The organism is Nocardioides sp. NPDC057767, from assembly GCF_042798275.1.
GTDB lineage: Bacteria > Actinomycetota > Actinomycetes > Propionibacteriales > Nocardioidaceae > Nocardioides.
The window spans coordinates 26775-47002 of record NZ_JBHVKJ010000027.1; the positions used below are offsets into that span (position 1 = coordinate 26775).

Consider the following 20228-nt stretch of genomic DNA (forward strand, 5'->3'; position numbering starts at 1 on the left):
CGACAATTCCCAGAACAAGATGCCAAACCGAAAGAAACCCGCCTCCGAGCTCTGCTCGGAGGCGGGTTTTGTGACGTATGTCCCAGTGCCAGGCTCAGCCCTTTGCGGCCTTGACGGCCTCGGTGACGGCCGGGAGAACGGTGTGCAGGTCGCCCACCACGCCGAAGTCGACGAGCTCGAAGATCGGCGCCTCCTCGTCCTTGTTGACCGCGACGATGGTCTTCGAGGTCTGCATACCGGCACGGTGCTGGATCGCACCGGAGATCCCGTTGGCCACGTAGAGCTGCGGGGAGACGGTCTTACCGGTCTGGCCGACCTGGAAGGTGTGCGGCATCCAGCCCGAGTCGACCGCGGCACGCGAGGCACCGACGGCGGCACCGAGCGCGTCGGCGAGACCCTCGACGGCGGAGAAGTCGCCGCCGGTGCCACGACCACCGGAGACCACGATCGCGGCCTCGGTGAGCTCGGGGCGACCCGACGCCTTACGCGGCTGGGAGGCCACGATCTGGGCGGTCTTGGCGGCGTCGGAGATGGTCACCTCGAACGGCGTGACCGCAGCGGCGCCGGCCTTCTCGACCGGGGCGGCCGAGTTGGGCTTGACCGTGATGATCGGGGTGCCCTTGGTGACCTTGCCCTTGATCGTGAAGTTGCCCGCGAAGACGGACTGGGTCGCCACACCGGACTCGTCGAGGTCGACGGCGTCGGTGATCAGACCGGAGTCGAGCTTGATCGCCAGGCGGGCGGCGACCTCCTTGTTGTCCGCGGAGGAGGGCAGCAGGATCGCGGCCGGAGAGGCGGACGCAGCGAGCTGCGCGAGCGCCTCGGCGCGCGGAGCGACCAGGTAGCCCTTGATCTGGGCGTCGTCGATCACGTAGACCTTCTCGGCGCCGTAGCCCTTGACGGCCTCGGCGGCACCAGCAGCACCGTCGGCGCCACCGATGTAGACCGCGGACGGCTCGCCGAGCTTGGCGGCCAGGGTGAGCAGCTCGTAGGTCGGCTTCTTGACCTGACCACCCACGTGGTCGATGAGAACGAGAACTTCAGCCATGATTCAGATATCCCTTCTCGGCCTCAGATGAACTTCTTGGACGCGAGGAAGTCGGCCAGCGCCTTGGCGCCCGAGCCGTCCTCGTCGGTGACGATCTCACCGGCGGTGCGCGGCGGACGGGCCGCCGTCTCCTCGACCGCGGTGTACGCAGCACCGAGACCCACCTGGGAGGCGTCGACACCGAGGTCGGCCAGCGACCAGGTGTCCAGCGGCTTCTTCTTGGCCGCCATGATGCCCTTGAAGGACGGGTAGCGGGCCTCGCCCGACTGGTCGGTGACCGAGAGGACCAGCGGCAGCGTGCCGCCGATGACCTCGGTGGCCACGTCGCCGTCACGCTTGATGCGGACCTGGTCGCCCTGGGTCTCCACGACCGAGGCCAGCGTGACCTGCGGCAGGCCGAGACGCTCGGCCAGCATCGCCGGGACGACACTCATGCCGGCGTCGGTCGAGGCCAGACCGCCGACCACGAGGTCGACCGGACCGAGCTTCTCGATCGCCTTGGCGAGCACCAGCGAGGTGGCGATGGAGTCGGAGCCGGCGATCGCGTCGTCGACGACGTGGACGCCCTTGTCGGCGCCCATCTGCAGCGCCTTGCGCACGGCAGCCTCGGCAGCCTCGGGACCAACGGTCAGCGCGGTGACGGTGATCTCCTCACCCTCGCGCTTCTCCTTGATCTGCAACGACTGCTCAACCGCGTACTCATCGAGCTCGGAGAGCAGACCGTCGACGTTCACGCGGTCGACGGTGAAGTCGTCCTCGAACTGCCGGTCCGCCGTCGCGTCCGGCACGTACTTCACAAGCACAACAATGTTCATGATGGTGCGGCCTTGCCGGCCCCTCCTGGAATGGTCGTAGTTCGCCAGCGATGTTACCCGTCAGTCACATAGGGATGACAGGTGCCTACGCGTTGAGAATGTCACATGGCCTCAGGGTCTGATGAAACCAGCCACGATCCGGCCGACGATCAGCCAGGCCAGCGCGCCGATACCCCAGTTGAAGAGCGCGTTCTTGATCTCCGCATCCTCTCCGCCGAACTGCTTGATGCCGTTCTCCCGCGAGAAGAGGCCGAGATCGGCGGTGTCGGCGGCGTTGAGCACGAAGTCGACCAGGGAGTTGTCCTGGTTGGCCTTGAGCGCGATCAGCAGAGCCCCGATCGCCAGCGCCAGCGCGGCGATCAGCGCGATCACCCAGACCACCCTGGACGCGTAGGACCGGACGGTGTGGACCACACCTGGACCGCCGGACGTCTTGGTGTCGGACACGAGATTCACTTCCCTTCGAAGTTTGCTTTGCCGGGGCCGTTCTCCAGGAACGATGCCATCCCGGTCTGGGAATCCTGCGTCGCGAACACGCCGGCGAACTGCTGCTGCTCGATGGCCAGCCCGGTGGCGAGGTCCACCCCGAGCCCCTTGTCGATCGCCGTCTTCGCCGCCGCCAGGGCGTACGGAGCCGCCTCCGCGTACTGACTCGCCCACGCGAGCGCCTCCTCATAGACCGAGGCCGCCGGCACCAACCGGTCGGCCAAGCCGATTGCAAGCGCCTCGTCGGCCTTGACGAAGCGGCCCGAGAAGATCAGGTCCTTGGCCTTGGACGGCCCGACCAGTCGCGCCAGCCGCTGCGTGCCGCCGGCGCCGGGGATGATGCCGAGCAGCACCTCCGGCTGACCGAAGGTGGCGTCGTCGGCGGCGATCCGGAAGTCGGCGGCGAGCGCCAGCTCGCAGCCACCGCCCAGCGCGTAGCCGGTCACCGCGGCGACGACCGGCTTGGGAATCTCCGCGACAGCCGTCACCGCGGCCTGAACGCCCGCGACCCGCTTGGCCATCTCGGAGTAGGAGAGGCCGGCCATCTCCTTGACGTCGTTCCCGGCGGCGAAGAGCCTCTCGCCTCCGTAGACGACCACCGCGCGTACGTCATCGTCGGCTGCCGCCTCGGTCGCGACCGCGAGCAGCTCGGCCTGCACCTGGAAGCTGATCGCGTTCATCTTCGGCCGGTCGAGCCGGATCGTGCCGATGCCGTCCTCGACGGTGAGGTTGACGAAGTCACCCATCGTGGCGCTCCCCTGTCTGTGAAGGCGGTTACATGTGTCCGGAACACTATCGGGTGCTTTCGACCTCTCGTGTGCCGGTTCGCGGTACAGGCGTTGCGTGTATCGCGTAACCCTCGCAGGTAATCGCGTAACCAACGCCGGTAAAGGGCCGTTTCAATAACATGACCGATATTCGTTCCAGTCGCGCCAGGGCGAGCCTCGGTGCAGCCCTGAGCATCGCCCTCGGCGCATTCGTGCTGGTGACGCCGGTCTCGGGTGCCGCGCTCTCCACTACTGATGACACTGCCAACACCATGGCTGACGCGGCCCGCTCCGGCGGGCTGCTCGGTCACGAGGCCGATGCCGGCCTGGACGTACGCGACCGCGTACTGCCCACCTCGACCCAGGAGTCCGCGGCCCAGGCCCTGGACGCCGTCGACATCCGCTGGAACGCCCATGGGACGCCGACCTCGCTGATCACGGCCGACGGCGTGCTGGCCGCGGCCGGTTCCTCGGACCCGGTCACCGCTGCCCGGGGTTTCCTCGCCGACAACGCGGCGGTCTTCGGACTCACCGCGTCCCAGCTGGGCGACCTCGAGCTGGTCAGCGACCAGAAGCTGGCCGGGGGCGGCGGCCATGCGGTCCTCTTCAGGCAGACCTACGACGGTCTGTCCGCCGCCACCGAGGGTCTGGTCACCGTGGGGGTGGCCGACGGCGACATCACCTATGTCTCCTCCTCGCTCTCGAAGGTGACCGGCACGCCGGCGAAGGCCGAGCTCAGCCCGACGGAGGCGTGGCTGAAGGCGGCCGCCTCGGCCGGACGACCCGTCGCCGACTCCAAGGTCGGCGAGATCGTCACCGACGCCGCCGCGAAGCTGACCGACTGGACGAAGCTGACCGTGCCCGGCCTGGCGACCGACCAGCTGGTGCGGCTGCGGGCCTTCCCGGTCCCCGGCGAGGGCGTACGCCCGGTCTTCCAGGCCACCGTCGTCGACTCCGCGGCCGCCACCCTGCTGGGGCAGACGGTGCTGGTCGACGCGGTCACCGGCGAGGTGCTGTGGCGCCACGACAACGTCGACCACGAGAACGACGTCGAGGGCCCGTTCACCGGCACCGCGCTGGGCGCCTGCGGCCCCAAGCACAGCTTCGAGATCACCGACGACAAGACCCGCACGATCGCGGCGATCGCGGTCGGACTGCCGACGGACGACTTCACGGTGAAGCTCTTCGCACCGGACGGGAAGCTGCTCGTGGAGGGCGACCTGCTCACCAGCCCCGAGACCGCGACCTACTCCGCCGAGAAGATCGACCCCGGGACGTACGCGGTCCAGGTCTGTCCTTTCGACGACTCGCTCCTGGTCGGCAGCTACACGGTGACCGTGGCGTCCTCCGACGCCGGCGCGGACACGGGTGAGCTGCCGGGCAGCAACCCGCGCTGGTCCTACTTCCCCGGCACCCCCGACGCCGCCTCGACCAGCGGTGAGGCGGTCCCGACCAACGACGTGATCGCCTGCTGGACCAAGGTGGCCGAGTGCACCGGGCCCGAGCTGAAGAGCCTGGCCAACGCCGGTCCGTGGGACACGCTGCTCAACACGACCGTCGGGGTGCCGAGCCTGACCACGATCGGCAACAACGCCAACACCCACGAGGGCTGGCTCTCCCCGCTCGCTGCGGGCGGCTTGGAACAGGCACCGGTCTCGCCGGTGCGGGACTACACCGGCACCTTCACCGACGCCTGGAACAACTCCCAGTGCGCGCCCACCAACCTGGTGCCGGGCGGCAACGACGTCAACTACGTCGTCGGCAACCTGTTCGCCAGCCACAACCGGATGCACGACTGGTCCTACTTCCTCGGCTTCACCGAGGAGAACTACAACCTGCAGACCGACAACCTCGGTCGCGGCGGGCGTGGCCTCGACGCCGAGGTCGGCAACGCGCAGGCGGCGGCGCTCGACTCGCAGGTCATCGAGCAGACCGGCATCCTGACCGGCCGCAACAACGCCAACCAGCTCACCCTGATGGACGGCGTGCCGGGCATCACCAACCAGTACCTCTTCCAGCCCGCCGCCGGCGCCTTCTACGCCCCCTGCACCGACGGCTCGCTGGACTTCGGGATCGTCGGCCACGAATACACCCACGCCATCTCCAACCGGATGGTCGGCGGCCCCGACGACGGGCTGACCTCCGACCAGGGCGGCGCGATGGGCGAGTCCTGGAGCGACCTGGCCGCGGCCGAGCACATGTTCGCCCTCGACCTCTACAACGGCGGCAGCCCGTGGGCCGTCGGCTCCTACGCCACCGGCAACACCGACACCGCGATCCGTAACTTCGCGATCGACAGGAACCCGCTCAACTACTCCGACGTGGGCTACGACAGCACCGGCCCACAGGTCCACGCCGACGGCGAGATCTGGAACGGCACGATGTGGTCGGTGCGGCAGGCGCTGGTCGACAAGTACAACGCGACCTACCCCTACGCCGACAAGGCCCTGCAGCGGCGCTGCTCGGTCGGGACGACGACGGCCTCGCCGCTCGCCGCCGACAAGTGCCCCGGCAACCGCCGTTGGATCCAGCTGGTCTTCGACTCGTTCCTGCTCCAGCAGGGTGCGACCTCGATGCTGGACGCCCGCGACGCGTTCCTCGCCGCCGACCAGATGCGCTTCGGCGGTGCCAACCGCCAGGTGATCGCGGATGCGTTCGCCCGACGTGGGATGGGCCAGTACGCGACCACGACCGCCGACGACCACGAGCCGACCCCGAGCTTCGCCTCGCCGGCCTCACGCAACGTCAAGGTCACCTTCAGCGCGCCCTCCGGCACGCCGGGGAAGGTGTACGTCGGCCGCTTCGAGGCTCGGGCCACGCCCATCGCCGACACGCTGGTCGACACCGCGATGGGGTCGGTGGCGCACTTCGTCCCGGGGACGTACGAGTTCCTCTACGTCACCAAGACCGGCGGAGCCCAGCGCAAGACGGTCACGATCTCCTCCGCGGAGATCACCAAGACCGTCTCCTTCGCATCGAGCACCAACCTCGCCGCTGCCGCCAAGGGCGCCACGGTGATCGCCTCGACCGAGGGCTCGCGCAACCCGGATGCCCTGATCGACGGCACCGAGGGCACCAACTGGGGTGGCGTCACCGCGGACAACGTGGACGCGACCACGCCGTCGGTCGCCGTCGACCTCGCCGGCGGGACCCACACGGTGACCAGGGTGAACGTGAGCGCCTACCTCTCCCCCGCCACCGACACGGACGCGGACTCGGGGTCGCGCTTCACCGCCCTGCGGAAGTTCGCGCTGGAGGCGTGCGTCTCCGCGTGCAACACCTCCGGTGCGGTCTGGAAGCGCTTCTACACCTCGGCCGCCGACGCCTTCCCCGGAAAGCGCCCGAGGCCGGTCGCGCCCAACCTGAACCTGCGCACCTTCGACGTCCCGGACACCGCCGCTGCCGCGGTACGTCTGGTGGCGCTGGAGAACCAGTGCACGGGCTTCGACGGCTACGCCGGTGAGCAGGACGCCGACCCCACCACCACGACCGACTGCAAGACCGGCTCCGACCGCGGGACGATCGTCCACGCCGCCGAGCTGCAGGTCTTCGGTCAGTAGGCCACCGGGGCGGGTTGCAGAAGTCTGCAACCCGCCCACGCCATCATTCTGCATTGCAAGTTTTTGCAGAAGTAGTGACGTGAGTGGCTCCGGTATGTCAGAGTAGTGATCGCCCCGCTGGTGACCCGAGACGCCAGCGGGGCCTTTCTATGACCAGCACTGTGACCACCAACGCATCCGCCAGCACCCGCCCGACACCCGGGACGGGGGCTCCCGGCCCCATGCCCTCGAGCGCGATCGCGCGCGTGGCACGTCGTGCCAAGGACCGGCCGGCCGATCACACGACGACGCCCCGACGGACGTCCCGCCCCACCGCGGTCGACCCGTCCCGGGATCGCGCCGTCCGTGAGGAGCTCGAGTGCCTGCTCCGGAACCTGATGAGCGTCCATCACCCCCGGACCCCCGAGGCCTGACCACGCGCCGAGGCGTCAACGCTCCAGACGGACCTGCTCGAGGACACCGCTGAGCTTGGACGGGTTGCGTACGTAGTAGAGACCGGTCACCAGGCCCTCCTCGACGTGGAGGGTGACGACGCCGTCGACCTCCTCGCCGAAGTAGAGCAGCATCCCGGGGGCGCTGTTGACGCTGGCCATCTCGAACCTGGGGACGCCGTACTTCGTCGCCAGCCCCGCGAAGAACCGCAGCACCTTCTCGGCACCGTGGATCGGCTTGCGGGCCGCCTGCACCACGCCGCCACCGTCGGAGAAGAGGACGACGTCGGGCGCCAGTACGTCGAGCAGCGACTGGAGGTCGCCGCCGGTCGCGGCGTCTCGGAACCGCTCCAGGGCATGGCGCGCCTCGGCCGCCGAGACCGACTCGCGCGGCCGGCGCTCGGCGACGTGGTCGCGGGCCCGGTGGGCGATCTGTCGCACCGCGGCCGGCGACTTGTCGACCGCCGCGGCGATCTCGTCATAGCCCAGCGCGAAGACCTCGCGCAGCACGAAGACGGCCCGCTCGGTCGGCGAGAGCGTCTCCAGCACCAGCAGCACCGCGGTCGAGAGCGAGTCGGCGAGCTCGGCGTCCTCGGCCACGTCCGGAGCGGTCAGCAGCGGCTCGGGCAGCCACGGACCGACGTACGTCTCCTTGCGGCGCGAGAGCGTGCGGATGCGGTTGAGCGCGAGCCGGGTCGTGATCCGGACCAGGTAGGCGCGCTGGTCGCGGACCTCCTCCAGCGGCACGTCGGCCCAGCGCAGCCAGGTCTCCTGGAGGACGTCCTCGGCGTCGGCGGCCGAGCCGAGCATCTCGTAGGCGACGGTGAAGAGCAGGTTGCGGTGGGCGACGAAGATCTCCGTCGCGGCATCAGCGCTCATGCCTGCGACCCTACCGCCGGCCCTACCGCCGGCCCGACCGCCGCCGAGGACGGCGGAATCCTGAACAAACCGGGCATCATCGCCCCTCCTGTGTCGTCCGAGCATCTCGTCACCATCCAGACACCGACAACCGTCAGGTTGTGACACTAGGGTTGGGGCGTGAGCGAGCCAGAGACGACGACGGTGGCCGAGGGCGTTGCCCGGATCGAGTGGGCCGCGGGCGAGGCCGTCGACGTCGTACGCCGCGAGGTGGCCGCCGCACTCCTCACCCACCATCGGGTGGAGGCGCTGGTCGACCCGGACGACACCGTCGAGCAGCGCACCGCGACCTGGGCCGGGCTCCACCGCGAGGGCCTGCTCCGCGGCGTGCGGGGCGGCCAGGACCGGATGCTCTACGCCCGGGTGGCGAGCGACGCTCCGGTGGAGGCCCCCGAGGGCTTCCGGGCCCTGCTCAACTCCTTCCTCCCGCGCAAGCGCGCGATCGGCCAGATGCTGGTGCGCGACCACGAGGACCGCGTCCTGATGTGCCAGCTGACCTACAAGAAGGACTGGGACCTGCCCGGCGGCATCGTGGAGGTGGGCGAGTCGCCCAAGCTGGCGACCACCCGCGAGATCGAGGAGGAGCTCGCCCTCGTCCTCCCCGCCGGCGACCTGCTGCTCACCGACTGGCTGCCACCCTGGGGCGGCTGGGACGACGCCGTCTGCCTGGTCTTCGACGGTGGCGTCCACCCCGCCTCGATCGTCGAGAAGACCACCCTCCAGCCGCGCGAGATCCGCTCAGTGGCGTTCTGCACCCTCGACGAGGTCCGCGAGCGGGCCGCCGACTTCACCGCGCGCCGGGTCGAGGCCGCGCTCGCGGCGCTGCGGGGCGGCCCGGGTTACACCGAGTCGGGGCGCGCGTAGCACTCCCTGCGCGACGAGCGCGCCGAGCACCAGCAGGGCGCCGCCGGCGAGCTCGCCGGCGCTCGGCACCTCGCCGAGCAGCAGCCACGCGGAGCCGATGGCGACCGGCGGCACCAGCAGGATCCACGGCACCACCGAGGAGGCCGGGTGCCGCGCGAGCAGCGAGTTGAAGATGCCGTAGCCGACGAACGAGGCGAGCACCACGGTGTAGGCCGTGGACACGAGCGCCTCCCAGCCGAAGGCGGCCACCCCGTCGCGTACGCCCTCGGGTCCGTCGATCACGAAGGAGAGCGCGAGCAGCGGGAGCGGCACGACCAGCGCCGACCAGACCGTCAGCGAGAGTCCGCCGGACACCTTGGCGGCGCGGGAGATCACGTTGCCGATCGCCCACGACAGCGCCGCGAGCAGGCACAGCACCAGCGCCACGACCGGCACGTGGCCGCCACGGCCGAGCGCCACCACGACCAGGCCGAGCGCACCGGCGACGACGCCGACCACCTGCATGGGCGTCGGCTGTTCACGCAGCACGCCGGCCGCGATGACGATGGTGAGCACGACCTGCGCCTGGAGCACCAGGCCCGCCAGGCCCGGCGGCATCCCCGCGGCCATGCTGGTGTAGAGCAGGCCGAACTGGCCCAGGCTCATGAACACCCCGACCGCCGCGACCACCTTCCACGACGCCTTCGGACGAGGAAGCAGGAAGACGGCCGGGAAGGCGACCAGGACGAACCGCACGGCGAGCAGCAGGAGCGGCGGCACCGAATGGCCGTCACGCGTCTCGAGACCCCAGTCGATGACGACGAAGTTGAAGCCCCACAGGACGGCGACCAGGACGGCGAGCAGCGAGTCACGGCGAGTCACATCAACCAGGATGAAGGCGCAGATCATGAAGCACCAGCGAATGATTCTTCATCCAATGACGTAGCATCGCTTCATGATCGATCTGTCCGCGCTCGTCGCTCTCCGGGCCGTCGACACCCACGGCTCGGTGGTGGCGGCCGCCGACGCGCTGGGCTTCACCCCCAGCGCGGTGTCGCAGCAGGTCAAGCGGCTCGAGCGGCAGGTCGGCGTCCCTCTTCTGGAGCGGATCGGGCGCGGCGTCATGCTCACCCATGCCGGGCGGCACCTGGTCGACGAGGGCTCCCGGCTGCTCGCCGACATGGAGTCGCTGGAGTCCGGGCTGCACGAGCAGGCCACGACCGTGGCCGGACGACTACGGCTGACCGCCTTCTCCACCGCGATGCGCGGGCTGGTCGCGCCGGTCGCCGGAGCGCTCCGCACCGCCCATCCCGACCTCGTCCTCACCCTCTCCGAGCGGGAGCCGTGGGACACCGTCGACCTGGTGGCGACCGGTCACAGCGAGATCGGTGTGGTGCACTCCTGGGGCGACGTGCCGCTCTCCATCCCCGACCACCTCGTCACCACCGACCTCCACCGCGACGTCGCCGACGTGATCGCCCATCGCGACCACCCGCTGGCCCAGCTCGCCAAGGTGACGCCGCACGACCTCGTCGCCGAGGGCTGGATCGCGACGCCGGAGGGCACGATCTGCCGGCAGTGGCTGAACCGGATGTACGCCGGCACCGGCCGGCTGCCGCGGATCGCGCACGTCTCGATGGAGTTCGACAGTCATCTGGCGCTGGTGCGGGCCGGCCTCGGGATCGCGCTCGTCCCCCGCCTGGGGCGGGCGGCGCTGGGTGAGGACCTGGTCGCCGTACGCGTCGTCGATCCGGTCCCCACCCGCGAGATCCTCGCGCTGCACCGGCGCACCATGACCGCCTCGCCGGCGGTCACCGTGGTGCTCGCGGCGCTAGCGGAGCAGAACGGTGCCGATCAGAACAGTGCCGAGGCCAGCGACTGACGACCCTTGAGCACGCGCTCGTCGTCGTTGCCGACCGCGGCGAAGAGCCCCAGCAGGTGCTCGCGCGCCTTGTTGCGGTCGTCCCCCGACGTACGCCGCACCAGCTCGACCAGCCGGAGGAAGGAGTCCTCCACGTGGCCACCGAGCAGGTCCAGGTCGGCGACGAGCGTCTGAGCGTCCACGTCCTCGGGCGCGGCCGCGGCGGCGGCACGGGCGGCGTTGAGGTCGACCCCCTGCGTACGCTGCAGGACCTTGGCCATCGCCAGCCCGGCGGCGGCCTCGGAGTCGGCGGGGTTGGAGGCGATCAGCTTCTCGTACTCGGCCACGGCGGCGTCGATGTCACCGCGCTCCAGCGCGTCCTGGGCCGGGGCGTAGCGCGGGTCGAGAGCCGGCTCGGCACCCTCCTCGGTCGCGCCGCCGCCGATGGCGTTGGGCTTGTGCCGCCCACCGATGCCCTGGGTGGTGAGCTGCTGCCCGAGCTGCTGGAAGACCATACGCAGCTCCTCCAGGTTGAGCGCTCCCGGGATCGGCTGGGTGACCGGGCGGCCGTCGAGCAGGATGTAGAGGAGCGGCACCTGGGGCACCTGCAGCGCCTGCGCGATCTGCGGGTTGCGGTCGATGTCGACCAGGCCGACCAGGAGCCGGCCGTCGTACTCCTCCACGACCGTCGAGACGTCGCGGGCATAGGTGACGCTCTCGGGAGCACGGGAGGCGGAGTAGAAGACCAGCACGACCGGCGCGGTCATCGACGCCTCGAGCACCGACTGGAAGATCTGCTCGTCGACCTCGACGGTGTAGGAGCCGGCGCTCCGCCCCTGGGCGGGAGCCGCATCGGCCGGACCGCCGAAGGGCGCGTCCTGTGCGGGGGTGGTGCTGGCGAGCCCGGAGAGGTCGACGGCTCCGGGACGGGAGAACGGCTGCTGCGTCATGCGGTCAATCCTAAGAGAACGGTCTAACCGACACTGCCGCGGAGGCCCGCACGCTGGACGACGCGCTGGATGGTCAGGTCACGCTCGTTCGGCCGGCCGACGAAGTAGATGTTGTTCAGGCCCTGCTCCTGGGCGGCCGACTCGAAGACGAAGTGGCCGTAGTTGAAGATCTGGCCGGTGAACGACTGCTTCACGGTGATGTCGAGAACTCGCGCCAGCGGCATGGTCGCCAGCTCGCTGGAGAGCACGCCGTGGACACGGAAGATCCGCATGTTGGTGACCACGAACCGGTCGCGGCTGACCACCAGCGACCGCCAGAACGCGTGCCCGACCAGTCCGAACGCGAGCAGCACGATGATCCAGGCGACGTTCATGTCGATCGTGGCCGCGACGATCATCAGCGCCAGGCCCAAGATCGCCTCCACCACCGGCCGGATGTAGGAGACCCAGTGATGGGTGACCTCGTCGACGACGACCTCACCTTCGTCGCGCAGAAGGTGCTTGGAGATGTCGACACCGAAGAGGTTCACACCAGCAACGATAGTGACTCCGCGAAGCGAGAGTCGACAGAACAAGCCGTACGCCGGGACAACTCCTGCCGAAAGGCCGGCGACGGCTATTCGGCGAGGAGCGTGTCCGCGGCGGCGTACGGGTCCTTCTCGCCCGTGACGACCTTCTCCGCGAGGGCGTCCAGGTCGCTCGACGACCCCACCGTCGTCCACCGCGCCCGGAGGGTCTCGACGGCGATGGCCTCGATCTCGGCCCTGGCCCGCCGCGTACGCCGCAGCTCCAGCGTGCCGCTGGCCTCGAGCCAGGCCCGGTGCTCGTCGAGCGCGGCGACGACGTCGGCCAGTCCCTTGCCGGCCTGAGCCACGGCGGTGAGGACGGGCGGGGTCCAGGCCTCGGCGGGACGGTCGGCCAGGCGCAGCATGCCGCGCAGGTCGCGCTGCACCTTGGTCGCCCCTTCCCGGTCGGCCTTGTTGACGACGTAGAGGTCGCCGATCTCCAGGATCCCGGCCTTCGCCGCCTGGATGCCGTCGCCCATCCCGGGCGCGAGCAGGACGACGGTCGTGTCGGCGAGGCCGGCGATCTCCACCTCGGACTGGCCCACGCCGACGGTCTCGACCAGCACCACGTCGAAACCGGCGGCGTCGAGCACCCGGATCGCCTGCGGCGCCGACCAGGCCAGACCACCGAGATGCCCTCGGGAGGCCATCGACCGGATGAAGACACCCGGGTCGGTGGCGTGGTCGGTCATCCGGATCCGGTCACCGAGCAGCGCGCCGCCCGAGAACGGGGAGGACGGGTCGACCGCCAGCACGGCCACGGTCCGCCCGGCGGAGCGCAGCTCGCGGACCAGCGCGGAGGTGGTCGTCGACTTCCCGACGCCCGGCGCACCGGTGAGCCCCACGATCTGGGCGTGCCCGCCGTGCGGCGCGAGCGCGGCCATCACCTCGCGGAGCCGTTCTCCGCCACCGACGGGGGCGTTCTCGACGTACGACACCAGCCGCGCGACCGCCCGGGGCTCCCCGCCCCGGGCGCGCGCGACCAGGTCGCTCACATCAGCGATGGCTCACGCCTTGGGCACACGCACGATCAGTGCGTCACCCTGGCCGCCACCGCCGCACAGCGCGGCCGCACCGGTGCCGCCGCCACGGCGCTTGAGCTCGTGCGCCAGGTGGAGCACGACGCGCGTGCCGGACATGCCGACCGGGTGGCCGAGGGCGATCGCGCCGCCGTTGACGTTGACGATCTCCGGGTCGAGACCGAGCTTCTTGGTGGACTCGATGCCGACGGCGGCGAACGCCTCGTTGAACTCGACCAGGTCGAGGTCGGCGGCGGTGATGCCCTCCTTCTCCAGCGCCTTGGCCGTGGCGTTGGCCGGCTGCAGCTGCAGCGAGGAGTCGGGACCGGCGACCATGCCGTGGGCGCCGATCTCGGCCAACCACTCCAGGCCGAGCTCCTCGGCCTTCTCCTTGCTCATCACCACGACGGCAGCGGCGCCGTCGGAGATCTGCGAGGCGGAGCCGGCGGTGATGGTGCCCTCCTTGGAGAACGCCGGGCGGAGCTTGGCCAGCGACTCGGCGGTGGTGTCGCCGCGCACGCCCTCGTCGGCGCTGACGACGATCGGCTCGCCCTTGCGCTGCGGGATCGAGACCGGGACGATCTCGTCGTCGAAGACGCCGTTCTTCTGGGCGGCGGCGGCACGCTGGTGCGACGTGGCGGCGAAGGCGTCCTGCTCCTCGCGGGTGAGCTTCACGCCCTCGGCGTTGACCTGCTCGGTCAGCCCGCCCATCGCCTGCTGGGTGAGCTGGTCGTAGAGCGCGTCGTAGGCCATCGAGTCCACCAGGGTGGTGTCTCCGTACTTGAAGCCCTCGCGGGACTTCGGCAGCAGGTGCGGCGCGTTGGTCATCGACTCCATGCCGCCCGCGACGACGATCTCGGCCTCGCCGGCGCGGATCATCTGGTCGGCCATGGCGATGGTGTTGAGGCCGGAGAGGCACACCTTGTTGATGGTGATCGACGGGATGTTCATCGGCAGCCCGCCGGCGATGCCGGCCGCGCGGGCCGGGTTCTGGCCGGCGCCGGCCTGGATGACCTGACCCATGATCAGGTAGTCGACCTGCTCCGGCGAGACGCCTGCCTTCTCCAGGGCGCCCTTGATGGCGACGCCACCCAGATCTGCCGCGGACAGGCTCTTGAGCCCGCCGAGGAGGCGACCGATCGGCGTGCGCGCCCCGGCGACGATGACGTTGGACATGGGTCCTCCAAGAATGTTGGTGGTGCTGATCTGCCACTGAGGTTACTTATTAGTAACCTCAGTGGGAAGAGAGATGACAGCAGCTTGGTGTGGCTGTCATCACACATTGTGCCTCTTAGGCCCGACCTCAAGGAGAGTAGGCCCATGACAACCGTTGAGATCCCACCCCACCTGTTCACCCAGATCGACCACGTCGGCCTCGCCGTCGCCGATCTGGACGCGGCGATCGACTTCTACGAGAAGACCTTCGGGATGAGGCTCGCTCACCGGGAGACCAACGAGGAGCAGGGTGTCGAGGAGGCGATGATCGCCATCGGCGACTCCGACAACAAGCTCCAGCTGCTCGCCCCGCTCAACGAGAACAGCACCATCGCCAAGTTCCTCGACCGCAACGGCCCGGGCATGCAGCAGCTGGCCTACCGGGTCACCGACGTGGAGCAGGTCTCCGCGATCCTCCGGGAACGCGGCGTACGTCTTCTCTACGACGCACCGCGACGCGGCACCGCCGACTCGCGGATCAACTTCATCCACCCCAAGGACGCCGGCGGCGTCCTGGTCGAGCTGGTCGAGCCGGCCGCGAACCCCGCTCACTGAGAACCGACCACGGCACGTGAACGATCCAAGAGTCATGTGTCACATCAGGCTGGCGTTAACGGTTACTCACCAGTAATGTCCAGCGAAATAGCCTCAACCGCGACCCCTACGACGACGCAGGAGCCGACCAATGCAGAAAATCCTCGACGCGATCCTTGCCGGTGACACACCCGGCGAGGAGTTCGCGAACCTCGAGATCCCCGACCACTACCGTGCCGCAACCGTCCACAAGGACGAGGTCGACATGTTCGAGGGCGTCGCGACCAAGGAGAAGGACCCGCGCAAGTCCCTCCACGTCGAGGACGTCGCCCTCCCCGAGCTCGGTCCCGGCGAGGCCTTCGTCGCGGTGATGGCCTCGGCGATCAACTACAACACCGTGTGGACCTCGATCTTCGAGCCGGTCTCCACCTTCGGGTTCCTGGAGCGCTACGGCAAGGAGTCCGAGCTCGGCGCCCGCCACAACCTCGACTACCACATCGTCGGCTCCGACCTGTCCGGCGTCGTGCTGGCCGTGGGCGCGGGCGTGACCAAGTGGAAGCCCGGCGACCGCGTCGTGGCCCACTGCCTCTCGGTCGAGCTCGAGGCTCCCGACGGCCACGACGACACGATGATGGACCCCTCCCAGCGCATCTGGGGCTTCGAGACCAACTTCGGCGGCCTGGCCGACATCGCGATGGTCAAGGCCAACCAGCTGATGCCGAAGCCGGAGCACCTGACCTGGGAGGAGGCCGCCTCCCCCGGCCTGGTCAACTGCACCGCCTACCGCCAGCTCGTCTCCGCCAACGGCGGCAACATGAAGCAGGGCGACAACGTCCTGATCTGGGGCGCCTCGGGCGGCCTCGGCGGCTTCGCGACGCAGTACGCGCTCAACGGCGGCGCCAACCCGGTCTGCGTGGTCTCCAACGAGGAGAAGGCCAAGATCGTGCGCAACATGGGCGCCGAGATGGTCATCAACCGCTCCGAGATGGACTTCAAGTTCTGGAACGAGGACGGCACCCAGCAGAACCCGAAGGAGTGGCTGCGCCTGGGCAAGGCCATCCGCGAGCTCACCGGCGGCGAGGACATCGACATCGTCTTCGAGCACCCGGGCCGCGAGACCTTCGGCGCCTCGGTGTTCGTGACCCGCAAGGGCGGCACCATCACCACCTGCGCGTCGACCTCGGGCTACATGCACGAGTACGACAACCGCTACCTGTGGATGAACCTCAAGCGGATCATCTCCAGCCACTTCGCCAACTACCGCGAGTCGTGGGAGGCCAACCGCCTCATCGCGCAGGGCAAGATCCACCCGACCCTGTCGCGGACCTACACCCTCGAGGAGGTCGGCCAGGCCTCGCTCGACGTGCACCACAACAAGCACCAGGGCAAGGTCGGCGTGCTCTGCCTGGCTCCCGAGGAGGGCCTCGGCGTCCTCGACGAGGAGAAGCGTGCGGCGCACATCGACAAGATCAACCTCTTCCGGGGGATCTGAGACTCCAGTCTCAGTAAATAGACCCGTTTGAGACTGGATTCACGGCCGGTCTCCCCTTGCGCGAGGGGCGACCGGCCGTAGTCTTGCCCTTTGGGAGCAGAGGCAGCTCGTAGACGACCTACAGTGTGAGGAATCCGCCACAAATGACGAATGAGGGACTGTCCATCTTCAACGAGGCTTCAGAGCCTCGGCAGAAGCCCGAGCAGGACTCGACCGAGACACAGGTCCTCCCCCGGGTCCCCGGCGCATCTGGTTCACCCAGCTCCGGCCACAACTCCCCACCACCGGCTCCAGGCTCGCTCCCAGCCTTCCCGGTCGTGCGTCGTGGCGGATACGACCCCGGGACCGTGAACGCACGAGTCCAGCAGCTGCTCCAGGCCAACGGCCAGGGGCAGTCGGCCCTGCGCAACGCGCAGCGGCGCATCGCCGAGCTCGAGCGCAAGGTCAACGACCTCAAGGCCGCCGCGGCCCAGAGCAACGAGGCCCCCTCCTACGCCTCGCTCGGTGGCCGCGCGAGTGCGATGCTCCGGCTGGCCGAGGAAGAGGCCGCCGCCGTCAAGGAGTCCGCCGAGAAGGAGGCCGCGGTCATCCGCGAGGCCGCCCAGCGCGAGGCTGCCGCGACGAAGGCGTCCGCCCAGCGTGACATCGAGTCGCTGCGTACGACGCACTACAAGGAGATCGACGACCACCGCGAGAAGGTGATGTCGGAGGTCCAGCAGGCCCGCAAGATGGTGCAGGCCGAGAGCGACGAGATGCTCGCCGCCGCCAAGCGCGAGGCCGACCAGATCCGGCTCGCCGTGCAGCAGGAGGTCACCCAGCTGCGTACGTCGACCCAGCGCGAGGTCGAGAAGGCCCGTGCCGGCGCGGACCGCGAGGTCCAGGAGGCTCGGCGGATGCTCTCCGTCGAACGCGAGCGCCTCGCCCGCGAGGCCGCCGACCACCACGACCAGGCGATGGCCGAGACCGCTCGCATCGTCGCCGAGGGTGAGACCCGCGCCGCGGACGCCGAGGAGCGCGCCCGGATCGCCGCCCAGCACGTCGCCGACCAGCGCGCCGAGCTGGCCAAGGAGTCCGAGGGGATCATCTCCCGCGCCCGCCGCGACGCCGAGGCGGTCCTGTCCAAGGCTCGCGCCGAGGCCGACCACCTCGCCTCCACCGCGACCGTCGAGGCCGAGAAGGGTCTCGCGATCATCAAGGCCGAGGTCGACCGTCTCACCAAGCGCCGCGACGCCATCGCCGCTCAGCTCTCCTCGCTCACCGACCTGGTCTCCGGGTTCGGCAAGACCGAGGACCCGGCCGAGCTGGAGGCACCGAAGCCGCGCACCGTGGAGGAGGACATCGTCGACGGCGAGCTCGTGGTCGATGAGAGCGTCACCCTGGTCGACTCCGACGACGACCTCTCCGACGACTACGACGACTACGACGAGCCCTCGGAGAAGACCGCGATCCGCGAGCCCGAGACTGCGAAGTCCGAAAGCCGGTGAACGCGGCCGCTGCCGACCGTCCCACGGACGGTCCTGAGTCGACGTCTGCCGAAAATGGCTCGAACGAGGACCCAGCGGTCGACAGCGAGACCGCGATCGACGTCGAGGAGCCCGAGGAGGAGAGCGAGCGCGACAAGCGGTACGGCAAGCCCGGACCGCGGTTCGACCGCAACTCGCCCTACCTCTTCGGGCTGCTCCTCGGCTTCGGCCTGCTGACCGCCTACGCGGCGGGCAACCTCCTCACCACGATGGGGAGCGTGATCCTCCAGGTGGTGGTCTCGCTCTTCATCGCCGCCGGGATCAACCCGATGGTGGTCTTCCTGCAGAGGCGTGGCTTCGCGCGTCCGTGGGCGGTCCTGACCGTCATCCTCGGCGTGCTGGGCGCGCTCGCGCTCTTCTTCGTGGCACTGGTGCCGGTGATCAGCGACCAGGTCGCCAAGATCTCGGCCAACGTGCCCGACTGGGTCGAGGAGCTCCAGCGCAACCAGCGCATCCAGCAGCTCAACGAGGACTACCAGATCCTCGACAAGGTGCAGGAGTACGTCGCCAGCGGCGACTTCGTCAGCAGCGCCTTCGGCGGTGCGCTGGGCGTGGGCCTGGCGGTGATCAACGTGCTCGTCACGGCCTTCATCGTCATCGTCTTGACGCTCTACTTCATCGCCGCGTACGACCGGACGAAGAGCGCGATCTACCGTCTCGCCCCGGCCTCGCGCCGCGACCGGGTCAGCAAGCTCGGTGACCGGGTCTTCGACGGCATCGGCGGCTACGTCTCCGGAGCCTTCATCGTCGCGCTGTGCGCCGGCCTGTCGACGCTGGTGCTGCTCTTCGTCATCGGGATGGGCGAGTACGCGGTCGCGCTGGCCTTCGTCGTCATGATCACCGACGTGATCCCGATGATCGGGGCCACGATCGGCGCGGTCATCGTCTGTGCGATCACCTTCGCGACGACCGACCTGAAGACCGGGCTCATCGCGGTCGTCTTCTACATCGCCTACCAGCAGTTCGAGAACTACGTCGTCTACCCGCGGGTCATGTCCCGCTCGGTCGACATCCCCGGCGTGGTCACCGTGATCGCGGCCCTCATCGGTGCCTCGCTCCTCGGTGTCGTCGGTGCGCTGCTGGCGATCCCGACCGCGGCGGCCATCCTGATGCTGGTCCGTGAGGTCTACGTCAGAGCTCAGGACGAGCGCTAGCACGACCCTTCGAAGCGCCGCCCGTCTCAGCCGATCAGCTCAGACGGGCGGCGCTTCGCGCTGTCAGGAGGCGGTCGTCGACTGCTCGCCCTGCTGGACCGCGATGATGCCGGCCAGCACGACCAGCCCGCCGATGAGCTGGATCAGCCCGGGCGCCTCGCCGAGCAGCAGCCAGGCGAAGACGACGGCCGAGACGACCTCGAGAAGTCCCACGAAGGACGAGAGCCGCGAACCGAGGGTGCGGGTGGCGGCGATGCCGGTGGCGTACGCGACCGAGCAGGTCAGCACGCCGAGGCCGACCAGCGGCCCCCACCAGGGCATCTCCAGTCCGGCGAGGACCACCGGCGTGGTCTCCATCGCGAACGGGATCGCCCCGATCAGGCAGAGCAGCGCGAGCAGGATCGTGGCACCGGTCAGGCCGAGCCAGGCCAGCGCGAGCGGCGGCAGCGTGGTGCTGGAGTGCGCGTTGAGCACGTAGTAGCCGGCCAGGCCGACGGCGGCCGCGGAGCCCCACAGGACACCGAGCGGATGCACGTTCGCACCGCTGACCAGGTCGAGGACCAGTACCAGCCCGGCGATCGCGACCAACGCGCCCACCATCGTCAGCGGCGAGGGCCGCTCGCCGTGCCGCAGCCACATCCAGGCGACGACGAGCACGACCCCCATGTACTCCAGCAGCAGCGCCGGCCCGACCGCCATCCACTGCACCGCCGAGAAGAACGCGAACTGCGGCACCACGATCGCCAGCAGTGCGTACGCCGCAACGACCCGCCAGCTCGAGGCGATGTTCCGCCATCGACCGGCCAGTGCCCGCACCGCGAAGGGAGCCAGGACCAGGGCGCCGATGCCGACGCGGAAGATCAGCACGCCGCCGGTCGACCAGCCGGTGTCGAAGAGGCCGCGTCCCAGCGGCCCGGACAGGCTGAAGGTGACCGCCGAGACGACCGCCAGGAGCAGTCCGGCAGCCACCAGCGGCGTCTTCGTCGTGCTCTGCGGCACCGCCTCGTCATTGGTCAAAGTCGTCATGACACATGACGATCCCAGCG

At 69.5% G+C, this 20228-nt stretch carries 18 protein-coding genes and 1 pseudogene; 8 read left to right on the forward strand and 11 right to left on the reverse strand.

The window, feature by feature from the left end:
• Window positions 1-94: 94 nt before the first annotated feature.
• The 4 genes from ACFVDI_RS15340 to ACFVDI_RS15355 all read right to left on the reverse strand — a co-directional run bounded on the left by ACFVDI_RS15340 (window position 95) and on the right by ACFVDI_RS15355 (window position 3095).
• Window positions 95-1048: an electron transfer flavoprotein subunit alpha/FixB family protein gene (locus tag ACFVDI_RS15340; RefSeq protein WP_378906420.1), complete on the reverse strand. Its 954-nt coding sequence runs from the start codon at window positions 1046-1048 to the stop codon at window positions 95-97.
• 23 nt (window positions 1049-1071) lie between these two features.
• Window positions 1072-1863, reverse strand: a complete 792-nt coding sequence (locus tag ACFVDI_RS15345; protein WP_378906422.1) for an electron transfer flavoprotein subunit beta/FixA family protein — start codon at window positions 1861-1863, stop codon at window positions 1072-1074.
• 111 nt (window positions 1864-1974) lie between these two features.
• Complete coding sequence (locus ACFVDI_RS15350) at window positions 1975-2310, reverse strand: hypothetical protein (protein ID WP_378906424.1); 336 nt, start codon at window positions 2308-2310, stop codon at window positions 1975-1977.
• A 5-nt stretch (window positions 2311-2315) separates the two neighbouring features.
• Window positions 2316-3095 (reverse strand): enoyl-CoA hydratase/isomerase family protein, encoded by a 780-nt coding sequence (locus ACFVDI_RS15355; RefSeq protein ID WP_378906426.1) that lies wholly within the window; start codon window positions 3093-3095, stop codon window positions 2316-2318.
• A 161-nt stretch (window positions 3096-3256) separates the two neighbouring features.
• On the opposite strand from ACFVDI_RS15355, the gene ACFVDI_RS15360 reads away from it, so the two are divergent.
• Window positions 3257-6676: a M36 family metallopeptidase gene (locus ACFVDI_RS15360; RefSeq protein WP_378906428.1), complete on the forward strand. Its 3420-nt coding sequence runs from the start codon at window positions 3257-3259 to the stop codon at window positions 6674-6676.
• A gap of 149 nt (window positions 6677-6825) precedes the next feature.
• The gene (locus tag ACFVDI_RS15365; RefSeq protein WP_378906430.1) at window positions 6826-7089 is read left to right on the forward strand and encodes a hypothetical protein; all 264 of its coding nucleotides are present in this window, start codon (window positions 6826-6828) and stop codon (window positions 7087-7089) included.
• 15 nt (window positions 7090-7104) lie between these two features.
• Here the strand turns inward: ACFVDI_RS15365 and ACFVDI_RS15370 are convergent, their stop codons facing one another.
• Entirely contained in the window at window positions 7105-7986 is an 882-nt protein-coding gene (locus ACFVDI_RS15370) for an RNA polymerase sigma-70 factor (RefSeq protein ID WP_378906432.1), read from the reverse strand.
• 159 nt (window positions 7987-8145) lie between these two features.
• Between ACFVDI_RS15370 and ACFVDI_RS15375 the strand changes: the two genes are divergently transcribed.
• Window positions 8146-8889: an NUDIX domain-containing protein gene (locus ACFVDI_RS15375; protein ID WP_378906434.1), complete on the forward strand. Its 744-nt coding sequence runs from the start codon at window positions 8146-8148 to the stop codon at window positions 8887-8889.
• Between the two features lie 24 nt (window positions 8890-8913).
• On the opposite strand, the pseudogene ACFVDI_RS15380 reads toward ACFVDI_RS15375, so the two are convergent.
• Window positions 8914-9777 (reverse strand): annotated as a pseudogene (locus tag ACFVDI_RS15380) (EamA family transporter); the annotation flags it as partial.
• 46 nt (window positions 9778-9823) lie between these two features.
• Here ACFVDI_RS15380 and ACFVDI_RS15385 point away from each other — a divergent pair.
• A complete protein-coding gene (locus tag ACFVDI_RS15385) occupies window positions 9824-10750 on the forward strand; it encodes a LysR family transcriptional regulator (protein WP_378906436.1) in 927 nt (308 codons plus the stop codon).
• On the opposite strand, the gene ACFVDI_RS15390 is transcribed toward ACFVDI_RS15385, so the two are convergent.
• The 4 genes from ACFVDI_RS15390 to ACFVDI_RS15405 all read right to left on the reverse strand — a co-directional run bounded on the left by ACFVDI_RS15390 (window position 10723) and on the right by ACFVDI_RS15405 (window position 14440).
• A complete protein-coding gene (locus ACFVDI_RS15390) occupies window positions 10723-11679 on the reverse strand; it encodes a co-chaperone YbbN (RefSeq protein WP_378906438.1) in 957 nt (318 codons plus the stop codon). The genes ACFVDI_RS15385 and ACFVDI_RS15390 overlap by 28 nt on opposite strands.
• A gap of 23 nt (window positions 11680-11702) precedes the next feature.
• Window positions 11703-12209 (reverse strand): PH domain-containing protein, encoded by a 507-nt coding sequence (locus ACFVDI_RS15395; RefSeq protein ID WP_378906440.1) that lies wholly within the window; start codon window positions 12207-12209, stop codon window positions 11703-11705.
• An 86-nt stretch (window positions 12210-12295) separates the two neighbouring features.
• Window positions 12296-13240, reverse strand: coding sequence for a methylmalonyl Co-A mutase-associated GTPase MeaB (gene meaB, locus ACFVDI_RS15400; RefSeq protein WP_378906442.1), 945 nt, complete (start codon window positions 13238-13240; stop codon window positions 12296-12298).
• Window positions 13241-13252: 12 nt separating this feature from the next.
• Window positions 13253-14440 carry an acetyl-CoA C-acetyltransferase gene (locus ACFVDI_RS15405; protein ID WP_378906444.1) on the reverse strand — a complete coding sequence of 396 codons (1188 nt, stop codon included), beginning with the start codon at window positions 14438-14440 and terminating at the stop codon, window positions 13253-13255.
• A 144-nt stretch (window positions 14441-14584) separates the two neighbouring features.
• Here ACFVDI_RS15405 and mce point away from each other — a divergent pair, with 144 nt between their 5' ends.
• From mce to ACFVDI_RS15425, 4 genes are all read left to right on the forward strand, one after another.
• Window positions 14585-15034: a methylmalonyl-CoA epimerase gene (gene mce, locus ACFVDI_RS15410; protein ID WP_378906446.1), complete on the forward strand. Its 450-nt coding sequence runs from the start codon at window positions 14585-14587 to the stop codon at window positions 15032-15034.
• Window positions 15035-15164: 130 nt separating this feature from the next.
• Complete coding sequence (gene ccrA / locus ACFVDI_RS15415; RefSeq protein ID WP_378906448.1) at window positions 15165-16505, forward strand: crotonyl-CoA carboxylase/reductase; 1341 nt, start codon at window positions 15165-15167, stop codon at window positions 16503-16505.
• Between the two features lie 347 nt (window positions 16506-16852).
• The gene (locus ACFVDI_RS15420) at window positions 16853-17989 is read left to right on the forward strand and encodes a hypothetical protein (RefSeq protein ID WP_378906450.1); all 1137 of its coding nucleotides are present in this window, start codon (window positions 16853-16855) and stop codon (window positions 17987-17989) included.
• Window positions 17986-19182, forward strand: coding sequence for an AI-2E family transporter (locus ACFVDI_RS15425; protein WP_378906452.1), 1197 nt, complete (start codon window positions 17986-17988; stop codon window positions 19180-19182). Before ACFVDI_RS15420 ends, ACFVDI_RS15425 begins: the two co-directional genes overlap by 4 nt.
• Before the next feature lie 63 nt (window positions 19183-19245).
• On the opposite strand, the gene ACFVDI_RS15430 is transcribed toward ACFVDI_RS15425, so the two are convergent.
• A complete protein-coding gene (locus tag ACFVDI_RS15430; RefSeq protein ID WP_378906454.1) occupies window positions 19246-20208 on the reverse strand; it encodes a DMT family transporter in 963 nt (320 codons plus the stop codon).
• Window positions 20209-20228 lie beyond the last annotated feature (20 nt).